The following is a 19,269-nucleotide window of genomic DNA, read 5'->3' as shown; positions in this document are numbered from 1 at the left end:
CCGACGAAGAGGGAGGACGGAACGTCGGGCGTCGGCCGACACGCGAGCGGAACGAGCATTTTCACTACAAGCTCCCCTTGGTCGACGGGATGCCCGTCACGCGCGGGTCCGGTTCGCATGCGGCACGCAACGCGCGGGCCACCGCCTTGTATTCCGCCTCGGTGATGTGGTGCTGGTCGCGGCCGTAGAGCACACGCACGTGCAGCGCGATGCGGGCGTTGAGCGCGAACGACTCGAAGACATGCCGGTTGATGACCGTGTTGTACGGCACCGACGGCTTACCGTTCGCGGGTGTGCCACCACCGATCGCCGCCGTGAGCAGATGATCCGGCTCGCCGACGTGCACGAAGTACGGGCGGCCGGAGACGTCGACGACCGCTTGCGCCAGGGTCTCGTCCATCGGGATCCAGGCGTCGGCGAAGCGTCGAATGCCGCGCTTGTCGCCGAGCGCCTGGCCGAAGGCCTGGCCGAGCACGATGGCGGTGTCCTCGACGGTGTGGTGCGATTCGATCTCGACGTCACCTTCGGCACGCACCGTCAAGTCGAAGCTGCCGTGCTGTCCGAACGCGGTGAGCATGTGGTCGTAGAACGCCACACCGGTGGAGATGTCGGTCTGCCCGGTGCCGTCGAGGTTGATCTCGACGGCGATCGACGATTCACGGGTGGTGCGTTCGATACGCGCGATACGCGGCTGTGTCATGACAGGCTCATTCGGTCGGTAGGTGTTGAATCGGGCCCGCTCGCGATGCTCCCGGCGCCCGCTAGTTTCTGACTGACACGCAGGAAGGCGTCGTTCTCCTCGGCTAGTCCGATCGTGACACGCAGGTGCCCGCCGATGCCGACATCGCGGATCAGCACGCCGTCGTCGAGGTAGCGCTGCCAGCTCGCGGAGGCGTCGGCGAAGTCGCCGAACAGCACGAAGTTGGCGTCGGAGTCGGCGACCCGGTAGCCCAGCGCTGCGAGTTCGGCGACCACGCGCTTGCGTTCGGCGATGATGCTCGCGACTCCGGCAAGGGTCTCGTCGGAGTGCCGCAGCGCCGCGCGCGCGGCCGCCTGGGTCACGACCGAGAGGTGGTACGGCAGGCGCACCAGCATCACGGCGTCGATGACCGCGGGTGCCGCGGCGAAATACCCGAGCCGTCCGCCGGCGAAGGCGAACGCCTTGCTCATTGTGCGCGAGACGACGACTTTGGTCGGGAACTCGTCGATCAGCTCGACGGCGCTGGGCTGCTCGGAGAACTCCCCGTAGGCCTCGTCGACGATGACGATTCCGGGTGCCGCTTGTACGATCGCCCGCAGGTCGTCGTTGGGGATCGACGCGCCGGTCGGGTTGTTCGGCGACGTCACGAATACCACATCTGGTGTGCGCGAAGCGATTTCGGCCAGGGCGAAGTCGAGGTCGATGGAGAAGTCGGCGGTGCGTTTGGTCTCCAGCCAGGTGGTGTCGATGCCCTCGGAGATGATCGGGTGCATCGAATACGACGGCACGAAGCCCAGCGCGGAACGCCCCGGCCCGCCGAAGGCCTGCAGCAACTGCTGAAGGATCTCGTTGGATCCGTTCGCGGCCCACAGATTTTCGACGCCCAGACGCACTCCCGTTGCCGTACTGAGGTATTCGGCGAGCTCGGTGCGCAGTGCGACGGCGTCACGGTCGGGGTACCGGTGCAATTGCGTTGCGGCCGAACGGATCGACTCGGCGACGTCGTCGATCAGGGCTTGACTGGGCGGGTGTGGGTTCTCGTTGGTGTTGAGCTGGTAGGGCACGTCGAGTTGCGGTGCGCCGTACGGGCTCTTGCCGCGCAGGTTGTCGCGCAACGGAAGGTCGGCGAGGGTGACACCCGCTCCGGGGACGCTCACGAGAGACCGAACTGTGCGGCGAAACGCCGTTTGACGGCGTCGCCGTGTGCGGGCAGGTCCTCGGCGTCGGCGAGCGTGATGACCGCTGCGGCAACGTCTTTCAGTGCGGCTTCGTCGTAGTCGATAACGTGGACGCCCTTCAGGAAGGTCTGCACCGACAGCCCCGACGCATGCCGCGCCGACCCCGACGTCGGGAGGACGTGGTTGGATCCGGCGCAATAGTCACCGAGACTCACCGGCGAGTACGCGCCGACGAAGATGGCGCCCGCGTTGGTGATCCGCTCAGCGACGGCGGCTGCGTCGCGAGTCTGAATCTCCAGGTGCTCGGCGGCGTAGGCATCGACGACGGCGATCCCGGCGTCGAGGTCGTCGACGAGAACGACGCCCGACTGCGCGCCGGTCAGCGCCTCGTTGACGCGTTCGGTGTGTTTGGTGACCGCCGACTGCTTCTCGACTTCGGCGTCGACGGCGTCGGCGAAGGCGGCACTGTCGGTGACGAGGACCGATGCGGCGATGACATCGTGCTCGGCCTGGCTGATGAGGTCGGCGGCGACGTGCGCGGGATCGGCGGAATCGTCGGCGAGGATGGCGATCTCGGTGGGGCCGGCCTCGGAATCGATGCCGACGACGCTGCGCACCAGACGCTTGGCGGCGGTGACGAAGATGTTGCCGGGTCCGGTGATCAGATCGACCGGGTCCAGCGTCGAACCGTCGGTGTCTTCGCCGCCGTAGGCGAGCAGCGCGATGCCCTGGGCGCCGCCTACGGCCCACACTTCGTCGACGCCGAGCAGTGCGCAGGCGGCGAGGATCGTCGGGTGCGGCCAGCCGCCGAACGCGGCCTGCGGCGGCGAGGCGACGACGAGGGAGGCGACGCCGGCCTCTTGGGCGGGCACGACGTTCATGACGACACTCGACGGGTAGACGGCGTTGCCGCCCGGCACGTACAGGCCGACGCGGCGGACCGGGATCCACTTCTCGCTGACCGCACCGCCGGGCACGACCTGGGTGCGCGTGGTGCTGCGTCGCTGGTCAGCGTGCACTTTGCGGGCACGGGAGATGGATTCGCGTAGGGCATCGGCGACGTCGGGGGCGAGGTTGTCCAGCGCGGCGGCGACGACGTCTGCGGGCACCCGCACCGACGTCGGGCGGACGTGATCGAACTTCTCGCCGTAGTCGAGCGCGGCGGAGGACCCATGGGCGGCGATGTCCTCCACGACCGGCGTCACCGTGGGCAGCACGGAATTGACATCGGTACCTCCGCGGGGCAGTGCACGCCGCAATTGCGCGAGCGTGGGTGTACTGCCTCGGAGGTCAGTGCGCGACAGCATCGCATCTCCTGAGGTTGGGTGAGTGAACACAGACCCTCCAAGGATATGCGTTGCGTCGAACGCAATTCGAATCGGCCGACGCGGTGCTTGAGCGCAGGCTTCAGTTGCTCCTCGATCAACGCCAGTACGACCGAGTAGCGGCCGAGGCGAAACGATCGGGACGCAGCGTCGCCGCGGTCATCCGGTCCGCGATCGACTCGGCGTATCCGTCCGACGTCGACGAGCGACATGCCGCCGTCCACGACTTGCCGGCGATGAGCACAAACACCGAGGATGTCGGCGACGACTGGCCGACCGTGAAGGCGCAAGCGGCTCGGGAACTCGATCGTGAGCTCAGTTGTGTAATGACCTGTTCGTCGACAGGTACGGCTGTCGTAGGCTCCCCTGTCGCACCCGGTACCGGGCGTGATTGGGTTCCGCAGGACGCTGCTCTCGCGCAACCCGACGACGTCGAGGTCGCATCGACCTCGCGGTCCCCAATCGCTGCGGTCGTGGGCACGTCGAAAGAATTGCCGTCCGGAAATGCCGGTGCGATCGACGATCCTTAGCCACAAACCGGTCCCCTCAGCGCGACGGATACTCCCCGTGTCTCGTGTCCGCTCCGCTGAGGGGGACCAGGTTGGGACTAGTGGTGTGTCGCACTTAAAGAGTTGTACGACGTTGCGTTCCTCTGCCGGTTGAGCGAGCGAAGCGAGTCGAAACCCCCGCCGGCCGGGCAACAACGAAACCCGCAGCGTCACAGTGGTTTCGACTCGGTTTCGCCTCGCTCAACCAGCAGGATGCGGCGAAGCACGGTGCGCGCAAGATATCAATACCATTAGGCACGACACGCCACTAGACGGGGATGTCGAGGCCCAGATCCAGCACCGTCACCGAGTGCGTCAACGCGCCGACCGCGAGATAATCGACGCCGGTTTTGGCGTAGTCGCGCGCGACGTCGAGGGTCAATCCGCCCGACGACTCCAATTTCGTATCGGGCGACTTCGCATTTCGACGCTGGACCGCGATCTGCGTCTGCCACAGCGGAAAGTTGTCGAGCAGCACCAGCTCGGGGTCGAGGGCGAGTACCTCGTCGAACTGCTCCAACGAATCGACCTCGACCTCGACGGGCAGCCCGGGCGCCGCCGCGCGGACCGCCCGCAGCGCCGCCGACACCGACCCGGCCGCCGCGACGTGGTTGTCCTTGATCAACGCCTCGTCGCCGAGGCCCATCCGATGGTTGACGCCGCCACCCGCGCGCACCGCGTACTTCTGCAGCAGGCGCAGCCCCGGCAGCGTCTTGCGTGAGTCGCGGATCGCTGTCCCGGTCCCCTCGACCTCGGCGACCCACGCCGCCGTCGCCGTCGCGATCCCCGACAGGTGACACAGCAAGTTGAGGGCAGTGCGCTCAGCGGTCAGCAATGAGCGGGGCGTCGCGGTGACCTCGAGTACCACGTCGCCCGGCTCGACGGTCGTTCCGTCGTCGACCGACGACACCACCGTGTAGCCGTCGCGCCCGATCACCTCGTCGAAGACGGCCAGCACCACTGGCAGCCCGGCGATCACACCGTGCTGCCGAGAAGCGATGACCGCCGTCGTGACGAGGTCGTCGGGGACCGTCGCGATGGACGTGATGTCGGGGCCGTAGCGAAGATCCTCGTCGAGGGCGAGTCGGATCAGGGCACGGGTCTCGTCGGTGACGGGGGTTTCGACTCGCTGCGCTCGCTCAACCGGCGGAGAGGCTGACCCCTGCTCACCCGGCAGAGAAGCTGACCCCTGCTCAACCGGCAGAGAAGCTGGCTGCTGCTCAACCGGCAGAGAAGTTGACCCCTGCTCACCCGGCAGAGAAGCTGACCCCTGCTCAACCGGCGGAGAAGCTGGCCGCTGATCAACCGGCAGAGAGGCCGACGTTCCCGGTTGCTCACTCACCGGAACCGGGATTCCCGATCTCGATCATCCGCTGCACGCTGGCGCGCGCCCGCTCGGCGACGTCCGGTGCGACGTCCACCTCGTCACGGCCCTCGCGCAGGCAGCGCAGCAGCGCGGCGGGGGTGATCATCTTCATGTACGGGCACGACGCGCGGTCGTTGACGGCCTGGAAGTCGACGCCGGGCGCTGCCTTGCGCAGCTGGTGCAGCATGCCGATCTCGGTGGCCACCAGCACCTGCTTGGCACCGGTCGACCGCGCGGCGTCGAGCATGCCCCCGGTGGAGAGGATCTTCACCTTGTCGGCGGGCACCGCGCCCTCGCCTGCGAGGTACAGAGCCGAAGTGGCGCAACCACATTCGGGGTGGATGAACAGGTCGGCGTCGGGGTGCGAGGCCGCCTGGTCGGCCAGTTCGTCACCGTTGATGCCGGCGTGCACATGGCATTCGCCCGCCCAGATGTGAATGTTGTCGCGACCCGTCTGGCGCTTCACGTGCGCGCCGAGGAACTGGTCGGGCAGGAACAGGACCTCGCGGTCGGGGTCGATGGATGCGACGACGTCGACGGCGTTCGACGACGTGCAGCAGATGTCGGTCAGCCCCTTCACCTCGGCGGTGGTGTTGACATACGAGACCACCACGGCGTCGGGATACTCCGCCTTCCATGCGCGCAGTTCGTCGGCGGTGATCGAGTCGGCGAGCGAGCAGCCGGCCCGCTCGTCGGGGATCATCACGCGCTTGCCGGGGCTGAGGATCTTCGCTGTCTCGGCCATGAAATGCACGCCGCAAAAGACGATTTCGTCGGAGTCGACCTCGGCCGCGATGCGCGAGAGGGCCAGTGAATCCCCCACGTGGTGGGCGATGTCCTGGATGGCCGGAAGCTGGTAATTGTGCGCGAGAATGGTCGCGTTGCGCTTCTCGGCGAGGCGCCGCACCTCGTCGGCCCACTCTTGCGTGGGTTCCACGCCGGTGTAGCCGCCGGGGGCGTCGATGATCGTCACATCGTCGATGCCGACGCCGGTGGGCGCGTCAGTGGTGATGCTCATGGTGTTCTCCTTCGTCGACTGCGCGGGCTGGCGCGATCGTCAATTTTCGACTGTCGGTCGAAAACTATCGTCATAGTAACACCGGACACATTCCTGTCCATTCCCCGTGTTCCAGATCACGCCTGACCGGGCGCCCTACACTCGACGCCATGCCGGTTCCCACAGTCGTCGAAGTGCTCAGCGCGGTGTTCCAGATCGGCCCCACCGACGAGTGCGCCGACACCTCCACCCTGCGGGTCCTACTGCGCCGAATCGACGACGCCTGGTCGCTGCCCGGCGGCGGAATCGACGCCGACGAGAAGCTCTCCGATACCGTTCGCCACCTCCTCATCGCCCAGACCGACGAACGCTCGGTGCGACACCTGGAGCAACTCGCCGTGTTCTCCGACCCGCACCGCGTCGCCGGATCGCGCACCATCGCATCGACCTACCTCGGCTTGGTTCCCAGCGATGCCCCGCCGGCCACGCCGAGCGCCGCCGCCTGGCACGACGTGAACTCATTGCCGCCATTGGCATTCGACCACGCGAAGATCGTCGACGCCGCGCGGCATCGACTCGCGGCGAAGCTCTCCTACACGAACATCGCCTTCGCGCTGGCGCCCGCCGAGTTCCCGATGTCGGAGCTGTCGGAGATCTACGGCGCCGCCCTCGGCTACCCGGTCGACACCACCAACCTGCTGCGCATCCTGTCGCGGCGCGGGGTCATCGCGGCCACCGGAACAGTCCGCCGCAACGGCCGCGGTGGCGGGCGACCGCCCGCGCTCTACCGGTTCGTCGACGCCGAGCTGCGGGTGACCGACGAGTTCGCAACCCTGCGGCCGCCGTTGTGAGAGTCGCACCTTGGCCCGAAAGCGACTTGCGCACAACGGAATTCATGGTCGACGCCGTGCTTCCGATGACAGGAGGCGGAGGAGTCGCGAGTTGCGAACGTCGAACTCGTTGATTTCGGCCAGGAGACAGCCGAGTCGCGGCGCCCCCCGCTGATTGAGCCTGGCTGAGCCGGAGTTGAACCTGGTCCATCGCGGGCAGGCCCCATCCGCTAGTTGAGCCCGGCCCGACGCGGCGTGCTGAGCGAGCGCAGCGAGTCAAAGTAAGCGCTAGCCGCGGCCGAGTTGAAACCATGGTGAGATGAGTTACCAACTGCCGCTGCGTGTTTGGTGCGATGGCGTCGTCGGCTTACGTGGTTTCGACACGGGCCTTCGCTAACGCTTCGGCCCGGCTCAACCGGCAGAGGGGTGGTCCTCGCTAACGCCCCGGCCCGGCTCAACCGGCAGAGGGGTGGGCTTCGCTTCCCGACTCAACACTGCGCTAACACCTTCCCGCCACCGTAATCCCAAATCAGTTACCGCAGCGCGAGACGACCACCGCAGTGCGACGTCGACGCCCCCGGGACAACGACACCTCGCTCCCGCTGCCCCACCCGAACGCACAAATCCGCCGACGGAATGTAAACCCGCACCGAACCCTGCCTCCGCACCCCGACGCAGACGCGAAACCTGTTGTCCCACTTAATAAGAACAACCACACTGAACCGCACCGGCCTGCCGGCCCCGTCCCGTGCACCACGACGAACTGGCAAATACCGACACCAACCTTCGACATTTCGTCGATGTTCAGCCCGCAGAGCGACTACATATCTTCATTACGTGGATCACAGAGCAGTGCGCGTAGTCGTCGCAGTCACGGTGACGGTTGCAGCGCTGGTTGTGCTGATACGGCGCACCATTCGAACCGAAGGGACAACGATGACCGAGAACACCACCGCACCTGCCACGGACGCGTCGTCGACTGAGATGACGCCGGCCTCACCCATCGCCGGCAACACGGGCAATCGCCGCCATCTCAACGGCATCGCGGAGATCCGGACCTTCTTCCGCACCAACGAGGATCCGATCTACTTCGTCGGCCCGACGTCGTTCAACCTCCTCGGTCTCGACCGGTGGGTCCGCAACTTCCACTACATCGCCTACTACGACTCCTGGGACGGGCAGCACCCGCGAGTCTTCTCGCCGGTCAACAAGCCGCCGGTGGAGTTCGAGTCGTCCGAGGAGATCAACAACTACCTGCTTCGCGACCCGGAGGTGCAGCAGTATCTTCGACGCCGCGGCGGGCGCCCGAAGGTCGCGATGGTGTTCTTCGACGAGGAGACCGAGGAGATCTGCCGTGAGCGCGGCTACGACCTGATCCTGCCGTCCCATGAACTGCGCAACCGTCTCGACTCGAAGATCGTCACCACCCAACTCGGCAACGAGGCCGGTGCGCACTCGGTGCCCAACGTCCTGGGCACCGCCGACACCTTCGCCGAGCTCATGGAACTCGCCGAGGCCAACCACCTCGGCACCGACCTCGTCGTGCAGACGCCCTACGGCGACTCCGGCAAGACCACGTTCTTCATCAAGGCCGAGGCCGACTGGGACTCCAACGCCGAGGACATCATCGGCCAAGAGCTCAAGGTGATGAAGCGGATCAACAACAAGGCGCTCGCCGTCGAGGCGTGCATCACCCGGCACGGCACCATCGTCGGACCGTTCATGACCGATCTCACCGGCTACAAGGAACTGACCCCGTACAAGGGTGGCTGGTGCGGCAACGACCTGTTCCCCGAGGCGCTGTCCGACGCCCACCGCGAGTCTGCCGTCGAGAGCGTCCGCAAGATGGGTGACCGTCTGGCGCAGGAGGGCTACCTGGGCTTCCTGGAGATCGACGTCCTGATCGACACCGACACCGACGAGGTGTACCTCGGCGAATTGAACCCGCGTATCTCGGGCGCGTCGTCGATGACGAACGTCACCGCGGGCGCCTACGCCGACGTTCCGCTGTTCCTGTTCCACCTCCTGGAGTACATGGACGTCGACTACACGATCAGCGTCGAGGAGATCAACACCCGCTGGCGGGATCTCGCGGCGGTCGACGCGTGGTCGCAGTTGATCATGAAGGAACCCAACGACGCCATCGAACGTATTCTGGCCGCCCCGCGCACGGGTACCTGGCGACTCGACGACGACGGGCAGTTCCGCTTCCAGCGGATCAGCCAGGACTGGCACGACCTCGCGGGTGAGGACGAAGCCTTCTTCCTGCGCGTCTACGGTCAGGGCGACTACCTGTTCAAGGGCGCCGACCTCGGCATCCTCGTCACCAAGGGGCGCATGCAGTCCGCAGGCGACCTGACCCCCCGGTGCCGTCGCTACATCGACGGCATCCGCCGTAACTACGTCACAGAAGCGGTACCGACGGCCCCGGCGGTGATAAACGTCGACGCGGTGAAATAGCGGGACCCACCGCGGCGCTGATCGCGCCGAACGCACGAAATGCCGACTCCAGCTGGCGCGGACTCTGAGCCGTCTGCCAGCTGGAGAATTTCACTGCGACACAGCCCGTCGTCCGATCGACGAACAACATCTGCCCGAATATGCCCAGACCGAGGATGATGTCGGCGCCGCGCGCGTCGGGCCGCAGCCAGAACTGGTTGCGGTACCACCCGCCCGGCATCGCCTCCTCGGTCCGAGTCGTGGCGAACGCATCACGCACATCCGCGTCGACCGTCCAGGTCGCACGCATGAAATCAGGAGGGATCACGTGCACTTCGTCGTCAGTCATGCTGTGCGCGAGCAGATCTCGCCGCATCCCGCCGTCCGCGAGGAGCAGCCCGAAGCGTGCGAGGTCGCGCGCGGTGACCGCCAGCCCGCCGTCGTGCAGCGGCACCCCGTGAACGTCGCACAGCATCACCGCGTCCGAGGCCGCACCCATCGGGCGCCACACGAGGTCGCCGATCAGCACGTCCATCGGCACGCCCGCCGCGCGCTCGCACACCCAGCCCAAGACGTCCGTATCGGCCGACCGGTAGACGAACTGACCCCCGGGGCCGGTACCCGGCCCGACGTTGCGCAGGAAGCCGTACAACCCGCCCGGCGCGATCGCTCCGGCCGGCGTCTGCCAGCCCAGCCAGTCGGCCATCACGGCGATGTCCGACGTCGGGTCGTGGTAGTCCTCGCGGAACGACACTCCGCTGCGCATGTCGGCGACGTCGCGCACGCGGACCCCCGCGTAACCGCTCGCCGCGAGTTCGGGAACGTAGTCGGTGACCGGCCGGCCCATGTCGAGCAGCCCGCGCCCGACGAGAATTCCGGCGACCACCCCGACGAACGACTTCGTGACCGACATCAGCGCATGCTTGCCCTCGCGCGCGCCGGGCTCGCGATACCATTCGGCGATCACGGTGTCGTCGTGGACGATGACGTAACCGTCGGTGTCGGTGGTGTTGTGCAAGACCTCGCCGACCGTCCGCGGCAGGCCGTCGGAGTCGGTGATCACCGTCGCCAGCAGCTCGGGCGAGCGGTCGCCGTCGCGCAGCACACGAGGCGCCGTCGCGCGGGCGATGGTGCGGGTCGGAAGGAAATGCTCGAGATGCCAGAACGCCCACCGATGATGAGGCGGCGTCTGCCAATTCGCTGCATTCACACCGAATGCGTCACCGGAACTCATCACGACAGACGATCGTAGAACACGTGCTCGCACCGCGGGCACGCCCGACCGACCAAACCGCGAAGAAACCAACCGAGAAGAATCACTGAGGAGCAAACACGTGTCCAGTCCCGTCGCACGGACCGACGTCGACCTGTCGAACTGGCAGGATGCCGAAAACGTGCGCTGGTCGTTCCAGCACATCGACGAACTGATGCCGACCACACCGATCATCGGAGCAGGTGGTCCGCCGCTGCCCGCATCGTCGACACCACTCGACCTGTCCGCCACCGTGGAGACCTTGAGCGGCCCCGCGTCGATCGCCGACGTGTTCGCCGGCGTGTACACCGACGGCCTGATGGTCGTGCACGACGGTGCCGTCGTACACGAGGAGTACCCCGGCGAACTGTCGCCGCTGGTGCACCATCTCGTGATGTCGGTGTCGAAGTCGATCCTCGGCGCCACCGCCGGTGTGCTGCGCGAGCAGGGTGTCCTCGACATCGACCGCCCGGTCGTCGACTACGTCCCCGAGGTCGCCTCGGGCGGCTACGCGGGCGCAACGGTCCGCAACGTCCTCGACATGCGCACCGGCGTCGCGTTCAGCGAGGAGTACACCAACCCCGACGCCGAGGTGCGCGTCGTCGAACGGTCCGCCGGTTGGGCGCCGCTGCTCGACGACGACCCCGACGGCCTGTACAGCTACATCACGACGCTGGGCAGCAGCGGACCGCACGACGGCGACTTCGTGTACCGCTCGATCGACACCGACATGCTCGGCTGGATCATCGAGCGGGCCACCGGGACGTCGACCCAGCAGTTGATCTCCGACCTCGTCTGGAAGCCGATGGGCGCCTCCGACGACGCGTTCGTGACCGTCGACGCCCACGGTGTGGCGATGCACGACGGCGGGATCTGCGCGACGCTGCGCGATCTGGCCCGCTTCGGCACGATGCTGTGCAACGACGGCGCCATCGACGGCCGCCAGGTGGTGCCGACGCGGTGGATCGACGAGTCGTTCAATCCCGGCGACGACGTCCGCGACGCGTTCGCCCGGACGTCGAACGAGCCGGTGCTGCCCGGCGGCTGGTATCGCAACCAGTTCTGGTTCGTCCGACGCGGCGAGGCGAAGATCCTGCTGTGTCTCGGCATTCACGGACAGTTGATCTACGTGCATCCGGCGGCGCGGACCGTGGTCGCGAAGTTGTCGAGCTGGCCGACGGCTCAGGACTCCACCAAACTGATCGACACCCTGCGTGCATGCGGGACCATCGCCGATCAGTTGGCTGCGCAGTAGGCGCAACTAGGACGGTGCTGACTAACGCCGAAACGTCCCTCACCCGCTGGTTGAGCCGGGACGGAGCGCAAGCGGAGTCCCGTGTCGAAACCTCGCAAGACGACGATGCCAACGAATCCAAATGCCTTGTGACAGTTGTTAATTCGACTCACCTTGGTTTCGACACGGGCGCGTCTCGCTTCGCTCGTCGGGCCCGGCTCAACCAGCGGGTGGGCGCCTCCCGTTGGATTGATCAGCTCACTACTAGCGCTCACCGCGCTCGGTTCACCACCGCGGCCACCTCGGCCCGGTCGGTGACATCGAGCTTGGTGCACGCCCGGTAAAGGTGGCCTTCGACGGTGCGCACCGACACCACCAGGCGCTCGGCGATCTCCTTGTTCGACAGTCCCGCCGCCACCAAGTTCGCGACCTCGCGTTCCCGCGCGGTCAGCGGCAGCGGGTTCGACGCCAGGGCCAGTGCGGGGGTGCGCACGCCGCCGCAGCGGCTGGCGAATCGGTCGGCGTCGGCGCCGAGCCGAACGGCGTCGCGTTTGTTGCCCGCGGCCGCGAAGACGACCGAAGCCTGCGCCGCGGCGTCGGCGGCCGACAGGATGGCCCCGACGTCGGCGAATTCGCCTGCCGCCGAAGCCAATCCGGCCGCATCGGCGTCGGCGAGCGCCTTCGCGTGCCGCGCATAGATCGGCACGAGGGATCCGTCGAGTTGCCCGGCGAGTTCGGCCAGGCGCGGCGCAACCGCACCCTCACCGAAGCGGGCGGCGGCATGAAGGGCCTCGGCTTCGACGCCGAACTGCCCACTCATGCGTGCTTGTGCGGCAGCGCGGTCCGCGACGTCCACGGCGTCGACGATGGCGCCCTCGGCCGCGGCCACCCAGGCGCGCGCCACCTCGAACTGCGGCAGGTACACCGCGACGTGGTCGCCGGTGATCTCCTCGTAGGCGCGGACGGCGGCGGTCGCCTTGTCGACGTAACCCAGCGCGGCATACGCCATGATCAGCGCCGTGCGCGCGGGGCAGCTCCACGATGCCCCGGCGCCGGTCGCCAGTGCCGCGAGCGTCTCCTCCAGCCTGGTCACCGCGTCGACGAACCGTCCCTGCGCCACCGCGACCGTTCCGTGCAGGGAGTTGGTGAGTCCCCACGCGAGATACTGTCCGACCGAGGAGAACTCGGTGGTCTCCTCGGCGCGGCGCAGTGCCTTGTCGAATTCTCCGATCAGCGTCAGAGCCTGCACCTCGCCGTGCCACACCGGGAAACGCAGCAATCCGTCGGTGTGCTCCTCGACCGAGTGCGCACGTACGGCGATATCGGCGACCCGAGTGCCCTTGCCGCCGAGGCCGAGCGCCAACCCCGCCGCATACGACGCCCACTCCACCGCCCAGGGCAGGGCGGCGCGATCGGCGAGCACCTTCTCAGCGATCGCCAGCCCGTCGGCCAGCCGGTTCTCGTGGACGGCGAGCGCTGCCGCCACCGCGTCGGCGATCTGACGCAGAATCGGGGTCTCCACTCGTGCGAATACTTTCGCCAGCTCGGCGTCGGCGGCCGCGGCGTCCCCGAGGGCGAAGAAGGTGTTGGCGACCTTGACCAGCCCCCACCGCAGGTGTTCTCCCTCGTCGAGGGCATCCGGGTCGAAACCGTTGAGTACGTCGTCGGTCTCGCGCGGCTGGCCCTGCCACAGCAGCACCCGCGCCAGGACCTCCGCCTCGGCGAGCCCGCCGCCGTTGCGGACGGCGGCCCGGGCGAAGCGTTCGGCGAGCGGGACGTCGGCGAGCCCGACGGCGTCGTTGGCCGCGGCGCGCAGCAGCCCGAGGTCGGCGGGTTGGTCGCTGTCGAGAGTCAACTCCGCGAGTCTGATCCGCTCCGGCGCCGAGGTCTGAGTGCGGGCGGCCATGGCGCGCACCAGTTTTCCGCGCAGGCGCCGCGACGCGGCCACGCCGACGCGGCGTCGGACCACCTCGCCGAACAACGGGTGATTGAAGTGCACGCTGAGGCGATCGTCGTCCTCGACGATCCGGATCAGGCCGCGTTGCTCGGCCTCGTCGAGGGCGTCGTCGCCGGCGAACTCGGCGAGGATGTCGAATTCGAGCGGCTCACAGAAGGTGAGGTAGCGCAGCGCGCCGAGCACGTCGTCGGAGAGCTGGTCGATGCGGCTCTCCAGCAGCGACGCCAACTCCGAGGTGATCGCCGCACGTCCACGCAACTGCCACACGTCGCGGGTCTGGGTGAGCGTCCCCGATTCGAGTGCCCCCTCGACGAGGTGCCGCAGGAACAGCGCGTTGCCGCCGGATGCCTGCCACATCATGTCGGCCGACAGTCCTTCCAGGCGTCCGCCGATCACCGACTCGACGAAGCTCACGCTCTGTTCCTTGGTGAACGGTTCCAGATCGAGGTGGACGAGGTGGCCGTCCTTCCACAGTGCGGTCACGGCGTCCGGGACGGACTCGCCGCTGCGCACGGTGGCGACGATGTGCACCGCGCGGTCGATGGCGAGTTGATGCAGCAGCGTCGCCGACAGGTGGTCGAGGAGATGGGCGTCGTCGACGCCGATGATGATATGCCCTTGCGCCAGAAGCGATTCCCGTGCGGCGGAGAGGAAGTTCACCGGGTCGCGCGAGGTCGCCGACCCGACGAGGTGGGCGAAGACGCCCAACGGAATGCTGCGCGCCGACTCGGTGCCCGCGACCCAGCGCACATCGGTCTGCAGCGAAGTCGTGACGCGTCGGGCGAGGGTGGTCTTGCCGACCCCGGCGTCGCCGATGAGGACCACTCCCCCGACCGTGCTGTTGGTGTCCAGCGCTGCGCGGATGGTCCCGATTTCTGACGTCCGTTCAACTACCGGCCACGTCCGGGTCATAGTGGCCGATTTTACCAATGCTCGACGCCGTGCGCTCACGTCCTTCACCGATTCCGAAGTCGTCCGTTATTGCCTGCCGCCCGTTATTCCCTACCGCCCGTTATTTCGCATTATTCGGGCCCGTCGATCTGCCATCCCCGTCGATCTGCGCGGTGAGAAGCTCGCGTAATCGACGGACTTTCGTCAGTCCGGACTCCGATCGGAGAACCGCACCGAGACCGGCCTTCAGCGACAGCGAGATCCGCTGCGCCGGATCGGTCGGCATCGCCACGATGCTCGGATGGTTCTGGGCGTCCTCGGCTGCCGCGTCGTCGACGATGGCGAGGATGCGCTCGACGGTATCCAGCCGCCCCCACAGATAGTCGTTCTCGCGCCACGCGCGCTTCAGGAAGCCGCCGAAATGAAAGAATCCCGCGCCCTGCAACTTCTGCGTGCCCGGTGCGGGCCGCAGTGCGCGGGCGGCCTCCGGCGAGAACGCCTCGACCTTCAGTGGCGAGTACATGGGAAGATTCGACAGCGCCGTGCTCGGATAGATCGTCGCGTCCCATAGCGGAAAACCGAGATAGCGGGTCAACAGCGTCTGCCGGGCCGTCGTCGGCCAGTGCGCGGTCTTCGGCACATATCTATTCCAGAGAACGTTGCTGTAGTGTCCGGGGCCGCCGCCGATGATGGTGCAGAATTGGCTGACGATGGCGGCGAATTTCGCGCTGTTTTCGGCGGCGAATCGATCAGGAATGGGAAATGATTTGGGGTCCGACGTCGGCTCGGGAAGGAAATCGAACAAATTCTGATCGTGGAGTTTTCCTACGGCATCGACGGTCACCTGCCTGATCTCGGAGAACGCGCGCCACGCTTCGCCCTTGAGATCGTCGAGCTCGGTCGCCCGCACCGGTTGAGCGGGATCGGCGTACAGATCGTTGATCGCCATCAGCACGAACTGCAGGCGGCGCTCGCGGTAGGGCATGTCCAGGTTCTTGAGTAGGGCGGCCAGTCCGCTCGGCGTCGTCGGGGACCAATCCGGTGAAGTCTTGAGCCACTCGCGCAGCGTCGTCTGGAGGAAGTCGGCAGCATTCGATCCGTCCACATAGCCGACTCGCCCGCCGATCGCCGAGGAGAGGTAGTCGACCGCCGACGTCGCCTTGAGGCGTACGTAGGTCGGGTATCCGACGCCGATCCACGCGGGAACCGATGCGTTGGTCTTGTCCGCGAATTCGGCGACGGCCGCGGGCACTCCTACCGTCGCAGTCGCAGCGGTGACGGGACTGCCATCGATCTTGGTGGGAGTCGCCGACGCTCCCCGGAACTCCACCGAGGTACCGCTGTCCTCGTTCTGGACGGTCAGCAGATCGGTTCCGACCTGTAGTCCGAGTTCGACGAGCTTGTCCCGGACCAGCCCTTCCTGCGCCTCGATGATCGCCCCGATCTGTTGGATCTCGTTGTTCATCTCGCGGATCTCGATCAGGTCGGGCAGGAACGAGTGCGATCCCTTCGCTCCGATGATCGCCTTGAAGACACCGTTGACCCACCGCGGCGCGGCGGCCGGGGCGGTCGGCGTGTTCGCGCGGGCGGGAGCCAGCAGTGCGATCCCCGGATCGGGCTCGATGTACCCGAGCCGACGCACCACCTGCGATTCTGCGGGTTTACGAGCGATCGCCGCGACGGCGTGGTCGAAGGGCGCATTGTCGAGGAGTCCGCCGTCGACGAACCACACGTCGACGGCGTCGACGCTCGTCTCGCGATAGTCGGTGGTGAAGTGGACCGTGGTGGGATCGAACACGACGTGTTGCTCGGCGAAGTCCACTTCGTCGGCGATGCTGCGCAGGCTCACCGGCGCGAACGCACCGGGAAACGACGACGTGGCGCGCGCGGCGAAGGTCAGCGCCGGGGTCCAGTCCGCGCCGAACTCGCCGGGACCCGCGGTGGCGCTGAACTTGATCGCGCGGGCGAAATCGGTTGAGCGCTGGCTGATTCCGCCCGCGCCGTCGGACATCGGGCGGTCCGCGCCGGTCAGGTCGGTGGTGGTGACATACAGGTCGAGCGAGTCGTTGTCGATGAGCAGACTGTCGCCGGCCCCGTCGTCCATCGACCGCAGCGCGTCGTAGAGCTTCCTCGCCAGGAAGGCACCCGACAACGGCGACGTTCGACGCCGCACATTGATCAACTGCCACGCCAACGACACCGCCACGCCCGGCCACAAGCCGATATGAAGGTTGGGCCGCAACAACTTTCGCAGATCGGCGTCGTTCAGCCACAGGTCGCGCAGTTTCTGCTGATCGGCGCCGCGGGCGATGGCCTTGCCCAGCACGACGCCGTTGATCCCCCCGGCCGATGTCCCGCTGATCACGTCGATCACCACTCGCAGCGGTGTCCCCTGGTCGCGGTAGGCGGCCAGCACGTCGTAGTATGCCCGCGCGGTGTCGTCGGCGTCGAACTCATTGGGCCCGCCCTTCTCCACCTGTCGCGAGGCCTCGACCAGCTTGTGCAGTTCCTTCGTCACCCCGTGCATGTAGATGGCCAGTGCCACACCGCCGTAGCAGACCACGGCCAGTCGCAGCTCGATGTGACGTTCCGGATTCTCGGACATACCTCAAGAGTGCGCGCGCGAAAGCGGAAATACACGAGTAGTGCACTACTCGTGTGATCGAAACTCATCTGCGGCGAAGTCGGGTCCACCGACGCACACGACGATCGGGCATGACACGCCCCTCTTACGGCGTCGACCGTCCGCGTGGCGCCAGTATGCGGCGTGCGCCGGCCGCGAGCGTGCCCGGGTGCGGGTCCCACACCGCGCGGTCGGTCTCCGGCCACACGTAGGTCGGAATCGATCCGGCGAGCCATCCGCTCAGCTGTGACTGCTCCAGTTCGGCCGCGGACCACGCATACAGTTCGGGCAGCCGAGGACCTATCACGCCGACGTCGAGCAGTCTCCCGAAGCCGTGCTCGTCGGCGACGTAGATCTCGACGTCGTCGCACAGTGGGTACCGGGCGGGCAGTACCCGCGAGATCGACAGGAACATTCCGGTCATCCCGAGCCGCGGGTCGCCCAGGACGGGAGCGAGCGGGGCGAGCCACGACAGGGCCAACCGTGGCGCGGACACCAATGCGTGGGCGTAGAGCACCCTCATCAGCACCAGATTGATGAAGAAGCGTTCGGAGCGGCTCTCCCGCCCCGCCAATGCTCGATTGTCCTGATAGGCGGAGACGATGCTGGCGTTGTGGGCACGGTACCAATTGCTCGCCGTGGGCTCGGCGATGAATCGCATCGACAATTCGACCGCGGCCGACGACGGCGTCCCGGGAATTCCGCGCGCCAACGCCGCCGCCTCCCAGCCATCGTGCAGCAGTCGCTCGTTGACTGCCCGCCACCACGGGCTCCCCGGAATCGTGCTCGATGTCGGGGCCAGCAGTCCACGCCGCAACTGCCACTTCATGAACGATGTCGCGGCGCGCCGGTACGGCAATCGGGGCGACGCCGGATCTGCCGTCTCGTACAGACGTCGCAGCGACCGGAGACGCCCGTGCGGATCGTCGCGCACTCTGTCGACTTCCCGCTGCGCGAACTCGGCCGCGTCGCCCACAGACATGGCACCGATTCTTTCACCCCGCGCCGTCTTTCACCTCGCGCATCCTGCACGTGCGCCGGACCGGCCCATGTGAGGCACGACGCTACTGCGCCGGCGCGGGCCCCGCGGCGACCGATTCGTCCGACAGATCGCCACGGCCCAGATCCGAGCTGCGGCTGAGCAATACCGCGCACAGATAGACGAATGCCGTCAGAAACGGTGCGATCACCAACAGCAGTCCCGGCGCGCTCACCGCTCCGGGCGTATCGGCGTCGAGCCAGATATTCGGGGCCACGGCGAATACGTCGCCAGCGTGCAAGCCGGCGATCGCGGGGGTGCGCAGATCGAAAACCCACGTACCGGTGGCCATTGCCACTGCGCCGCCGGCCAGCGCCGACCCGATCGCGAGCAGCGCGCCTTCCGGCCCGCGCCACGAGCGCGCGCCGAACCATGCGACAAACCCGACGACGGCCCCGACGGCAACCATCAGCATCGAGAACACCCCGACACCGTCGAAGTAGCGGCCGATCTGCGCGCCGGGAACGACCGCCGATCCGTCGGCGAGCACCTGCCCCTGCGGCGCCGGAGCCGCGAGCGCCCACCCGACGCCGACGATCGCGCCGAGCACGACCGCACCGCCGAGCACAATGAGTCCAGCGGTCCGCCGCGAACCGCCTGCCGGCGTCGACGACGTCATCGGTGATACAGCTCCACCGAGTCGACCTCGCCGTGGCGTGAGCAGCGGGCCCGCCAACCGTCGGGCCGCACCTGAACTACCATCCGGCGACCGCACTGCCCGCAGAATCGCGGCGGTTCCAGGCCGAGCTTCGCCGTCGTCGGGATGGCGTCGTCGCTCTGCAGGTCGATCTCGATGCCGGTGTACACCCCGAATCGGTGCGGCTCGGCGAGCGGTCCGGGTACCGTCACCTCGGTGTTCGTGGGGGTCATCGCCGCACGTCCTTTCACGC

The 19,269-nt window shown here is 67.2% G+C and carries 15 protein-coding genes; 4 read left to right on the top strand and 11 right to left on the bottom strand.

Annotated elements, in window-relative coordinates; all coding sequences use genetic code 11:
* Window positions 1-64: 64 nt before the first annotated feature.
* From hisB to hisD, 3 genes are read right to left on the bottom strand one after another with little or no spacing between them, the layout of a single operon-like run.
* The gene (gene hisB / locus HH308_RS23720; protein ID WP_170196732.1) at window positions 65-700 is read right to left on the bottom strand and encodes an imidazoleglycerol-phosphate dehydratase HisB; all 636 of its coding nucleotides are present in this window, start codon (window positions 698-700) and stop codon (window positions 65-67) included.
* Window positions 697-1,857, bottom strand: a complete 1,161-nt coding sequence (locus tag HH308_RS23715; RefSeq protein ID WP_170196731.1) for a histidinol-phosphate transaminase — start codon at window positions 1,855-1,857, stop codon at window positions 697-699. The genes hisB and HH308_RS23715 overlap by 4 nt, the downstream gene beginning before the upstream one ends.
* The gene (hisD, locus tag HH308_RS23710) at window positions 1,854-3,185 is read right to left on the bottom strand and encodes a histidinol dehydrogenase (protein ID WP_170196730.1); all 1,332 of its coding nucleotides are present in this window, start codon (window positions 3,183-3,185) and stop codon (window positions 1,854-1,856) included. Before hisD ends, HH308_RS23715 begins: the two co-directional genes overlap by 4 nt.
* Window positions 3,186-3,235: 50 nt before the next feature.
* Between hisD and HH308_RS23705 the strand changes: the two genes are divergently transcribed.
* Window positions 3,236-3,733: a hypothetical protein gene (locus tag HH308_RS23705; protein ID WP_170196729.1), complete on the top strand. Its 498-nt coding sequence runs from the start codon at window positions 3,236-3,238 to the stop codon at window positions 3,731-3,733.
* Between the two features lie 286 nt (window positions 3,734-4,019).
* Here the strand turns inward: HH308_RS23705 and nadC are convergent, their stop codons facing one another.
* Entirely contained in the window at window positions 4,020-4,844 is an 825-nt protein-coding gene (gene nadC / locus HH308_RS23700; protein WP_246284798.1) for a carboxylating nicotinate-nucleotide diphosphorylase, read from the bottom strand.
* Window positions 4,845-5,085: 241 nt separating this feature from the next.
* Entirely contained in the window at window positions 5,086-6,135 is a 1,050-nt protein-coding gene (nadA, locus tag HH308_RS23695) for a quinolinate synthase NadA (RefSeq protein WP_170196728.1), read from the bottom strand.
* Between the two features lie 149 nt (window positions 6,136-6,284).
* Between nadA and HH308_RS23690 the strand changes: the two genes are divergently transcribed.
* Together HH308_RS23690 and HH308_RS23685 are read left to right on the top strand one after the other, a co-directional pair.
* Entirely contained in the window at window positions 6,285-6,965 is a 681-nt protein-coding gene (locus HH308_RS23690; RefSeq protein ID WP_170196727.1) for an NUDIX hydrolase, read from the top strand.
* 963 nt (window positions 6,966-7,928) lie between these two features.
* Window positions 7,929-9,404: a biotin carboxylase gene (locus HH308_RS23685; RefSeq protein ID WP_211188784.1), complete on the top strand. Its 1,476-nt coding sequence runs from the start codon at window positions 7,929-7,931 to the stop codon at window positions 9,402-9,404.
* Here HH308_RS23685 and HH308_RS23680 read toward each other — a convergent pair.
* Window positions 9,349-10,617, bottom strand: coding sequence for a serine hydrolase domain-containing protein (locus tag HH308_RS23680; protein WP_170196725.1), 1,269 nt, complete (start codon window positions 10,615-10,617; stop codon window positions 9,349-9,351). The two genes, HH308_RS23685 and HH308_RS23680, sit on opposite strands and share 56 nt — an antisense overlap.
* A gap of 100 nt (window positions 10,618-10,717) precedes the next feature.
* On the opposite strand from HH308_RS23680, the gene HH308_RS23675 reads away from it, so the two are divergent.
* A complete protein-coding gene (locus HH308_RS23675) occupies window positions 10,718-11,890 on the top strand; it encodes a serine hydrolase domain-containing protein (RefSeq protein ID WP_211188777.1) in 1,173 nt (390 codons plus the stop codon).
* Window positions 11,891-12,140: 250 nt separating this feature from the next.
* Here HH308_RS23675 and HH308_RS23670 read toward each other — a convergent pair whose 3' ends face one another.
* The 5 genes from HH308_RS23670 to bsaP all read right to left on the bottom strand — a co-directional run bounded on the left by HH308_RS23670 (window position 12,141) and on the right by bsaP (window position 19,249).
* Window positions 12,141-14,738 carry a helix-turn-helix transcriptional regulator gene (locus tag HH308_RS23670; RefSeq protein WP_170196724.1) on the bottom strand — a complete coding sequence of 866 codons (2,598 nt, stop codon included), beginning with the start codon at window positions 14,736-14,738 and terminating at the stop codon, window positions 12,141-12,143.
* Between the two features lie 100 nt (window positions 14,739-14,838).
* Window positions 14,839-17,322, bottom strand: coding sequence for a patatin-like protein (locus tag HH308_RS23665; protein WP_170196723.1), 2,484 nt, complete (start codon window positions 17,320-17,322; stop codon window positions 14,839-14,841).
* A 124-nt stretch (window positions 17,323-17,446) separates the two neighbouring features.
* On the bottom strand, window positions 17,447-18,322 hold the full coding sequence (locus tag HH308_RS23660; RefSeq protein ID WP_170196722.1) for a hypothetical protein: 876 nt from the start codon (window positions 18,320-18,322) through the stop codon (window positions 17,447-17,449).
* Between the two features lie 82 nt (window positions 18,323-18,404).
* Window positions 18,405-18,998: a DUF2567 domain-containing protein gene (locus HH308_RS23655; RefSeq protein ID WP_170196721.1), complete on the bottom strand. Its 594-nt coding sequence runs from the start codon at window positions 18,996-18,998 to the stop codon at window positions 18,405-18,407.
* Window positions 18,995-19,249 carry a biotin synthase auxiliary protein BsaP gene (bsaP, locus tag HH308_RS23650; RefSeq protein WP_170196720.1) on the bottom strand — a complete coding sequence of 85 codons (255 nt, stop codon included), beginning with the start codon at window positions 19,247-19,249 and terminating at the stop codon, window positions 18,995-18,997. The genes HH308_RS23655 and bsaP overlap by 4 nt, the downstream gene beginning before the upstream one ends.
* Window positions 19,250-19,269: the final 20 nt, after the last annotated feature.

It is taken from the genome of Gordonia asplenii (assembly GCF_012933505.1).
Taxonomy (GTDB): Bacteria; Actinomycetota; Actinomycetes; order Mycobacteriales; family Mycobacteriaceae; genus Gordonia; species Gordonia asplenii.
This window is presented reverse-complemented; position numbering and strand designations above follow the sequence as displayed.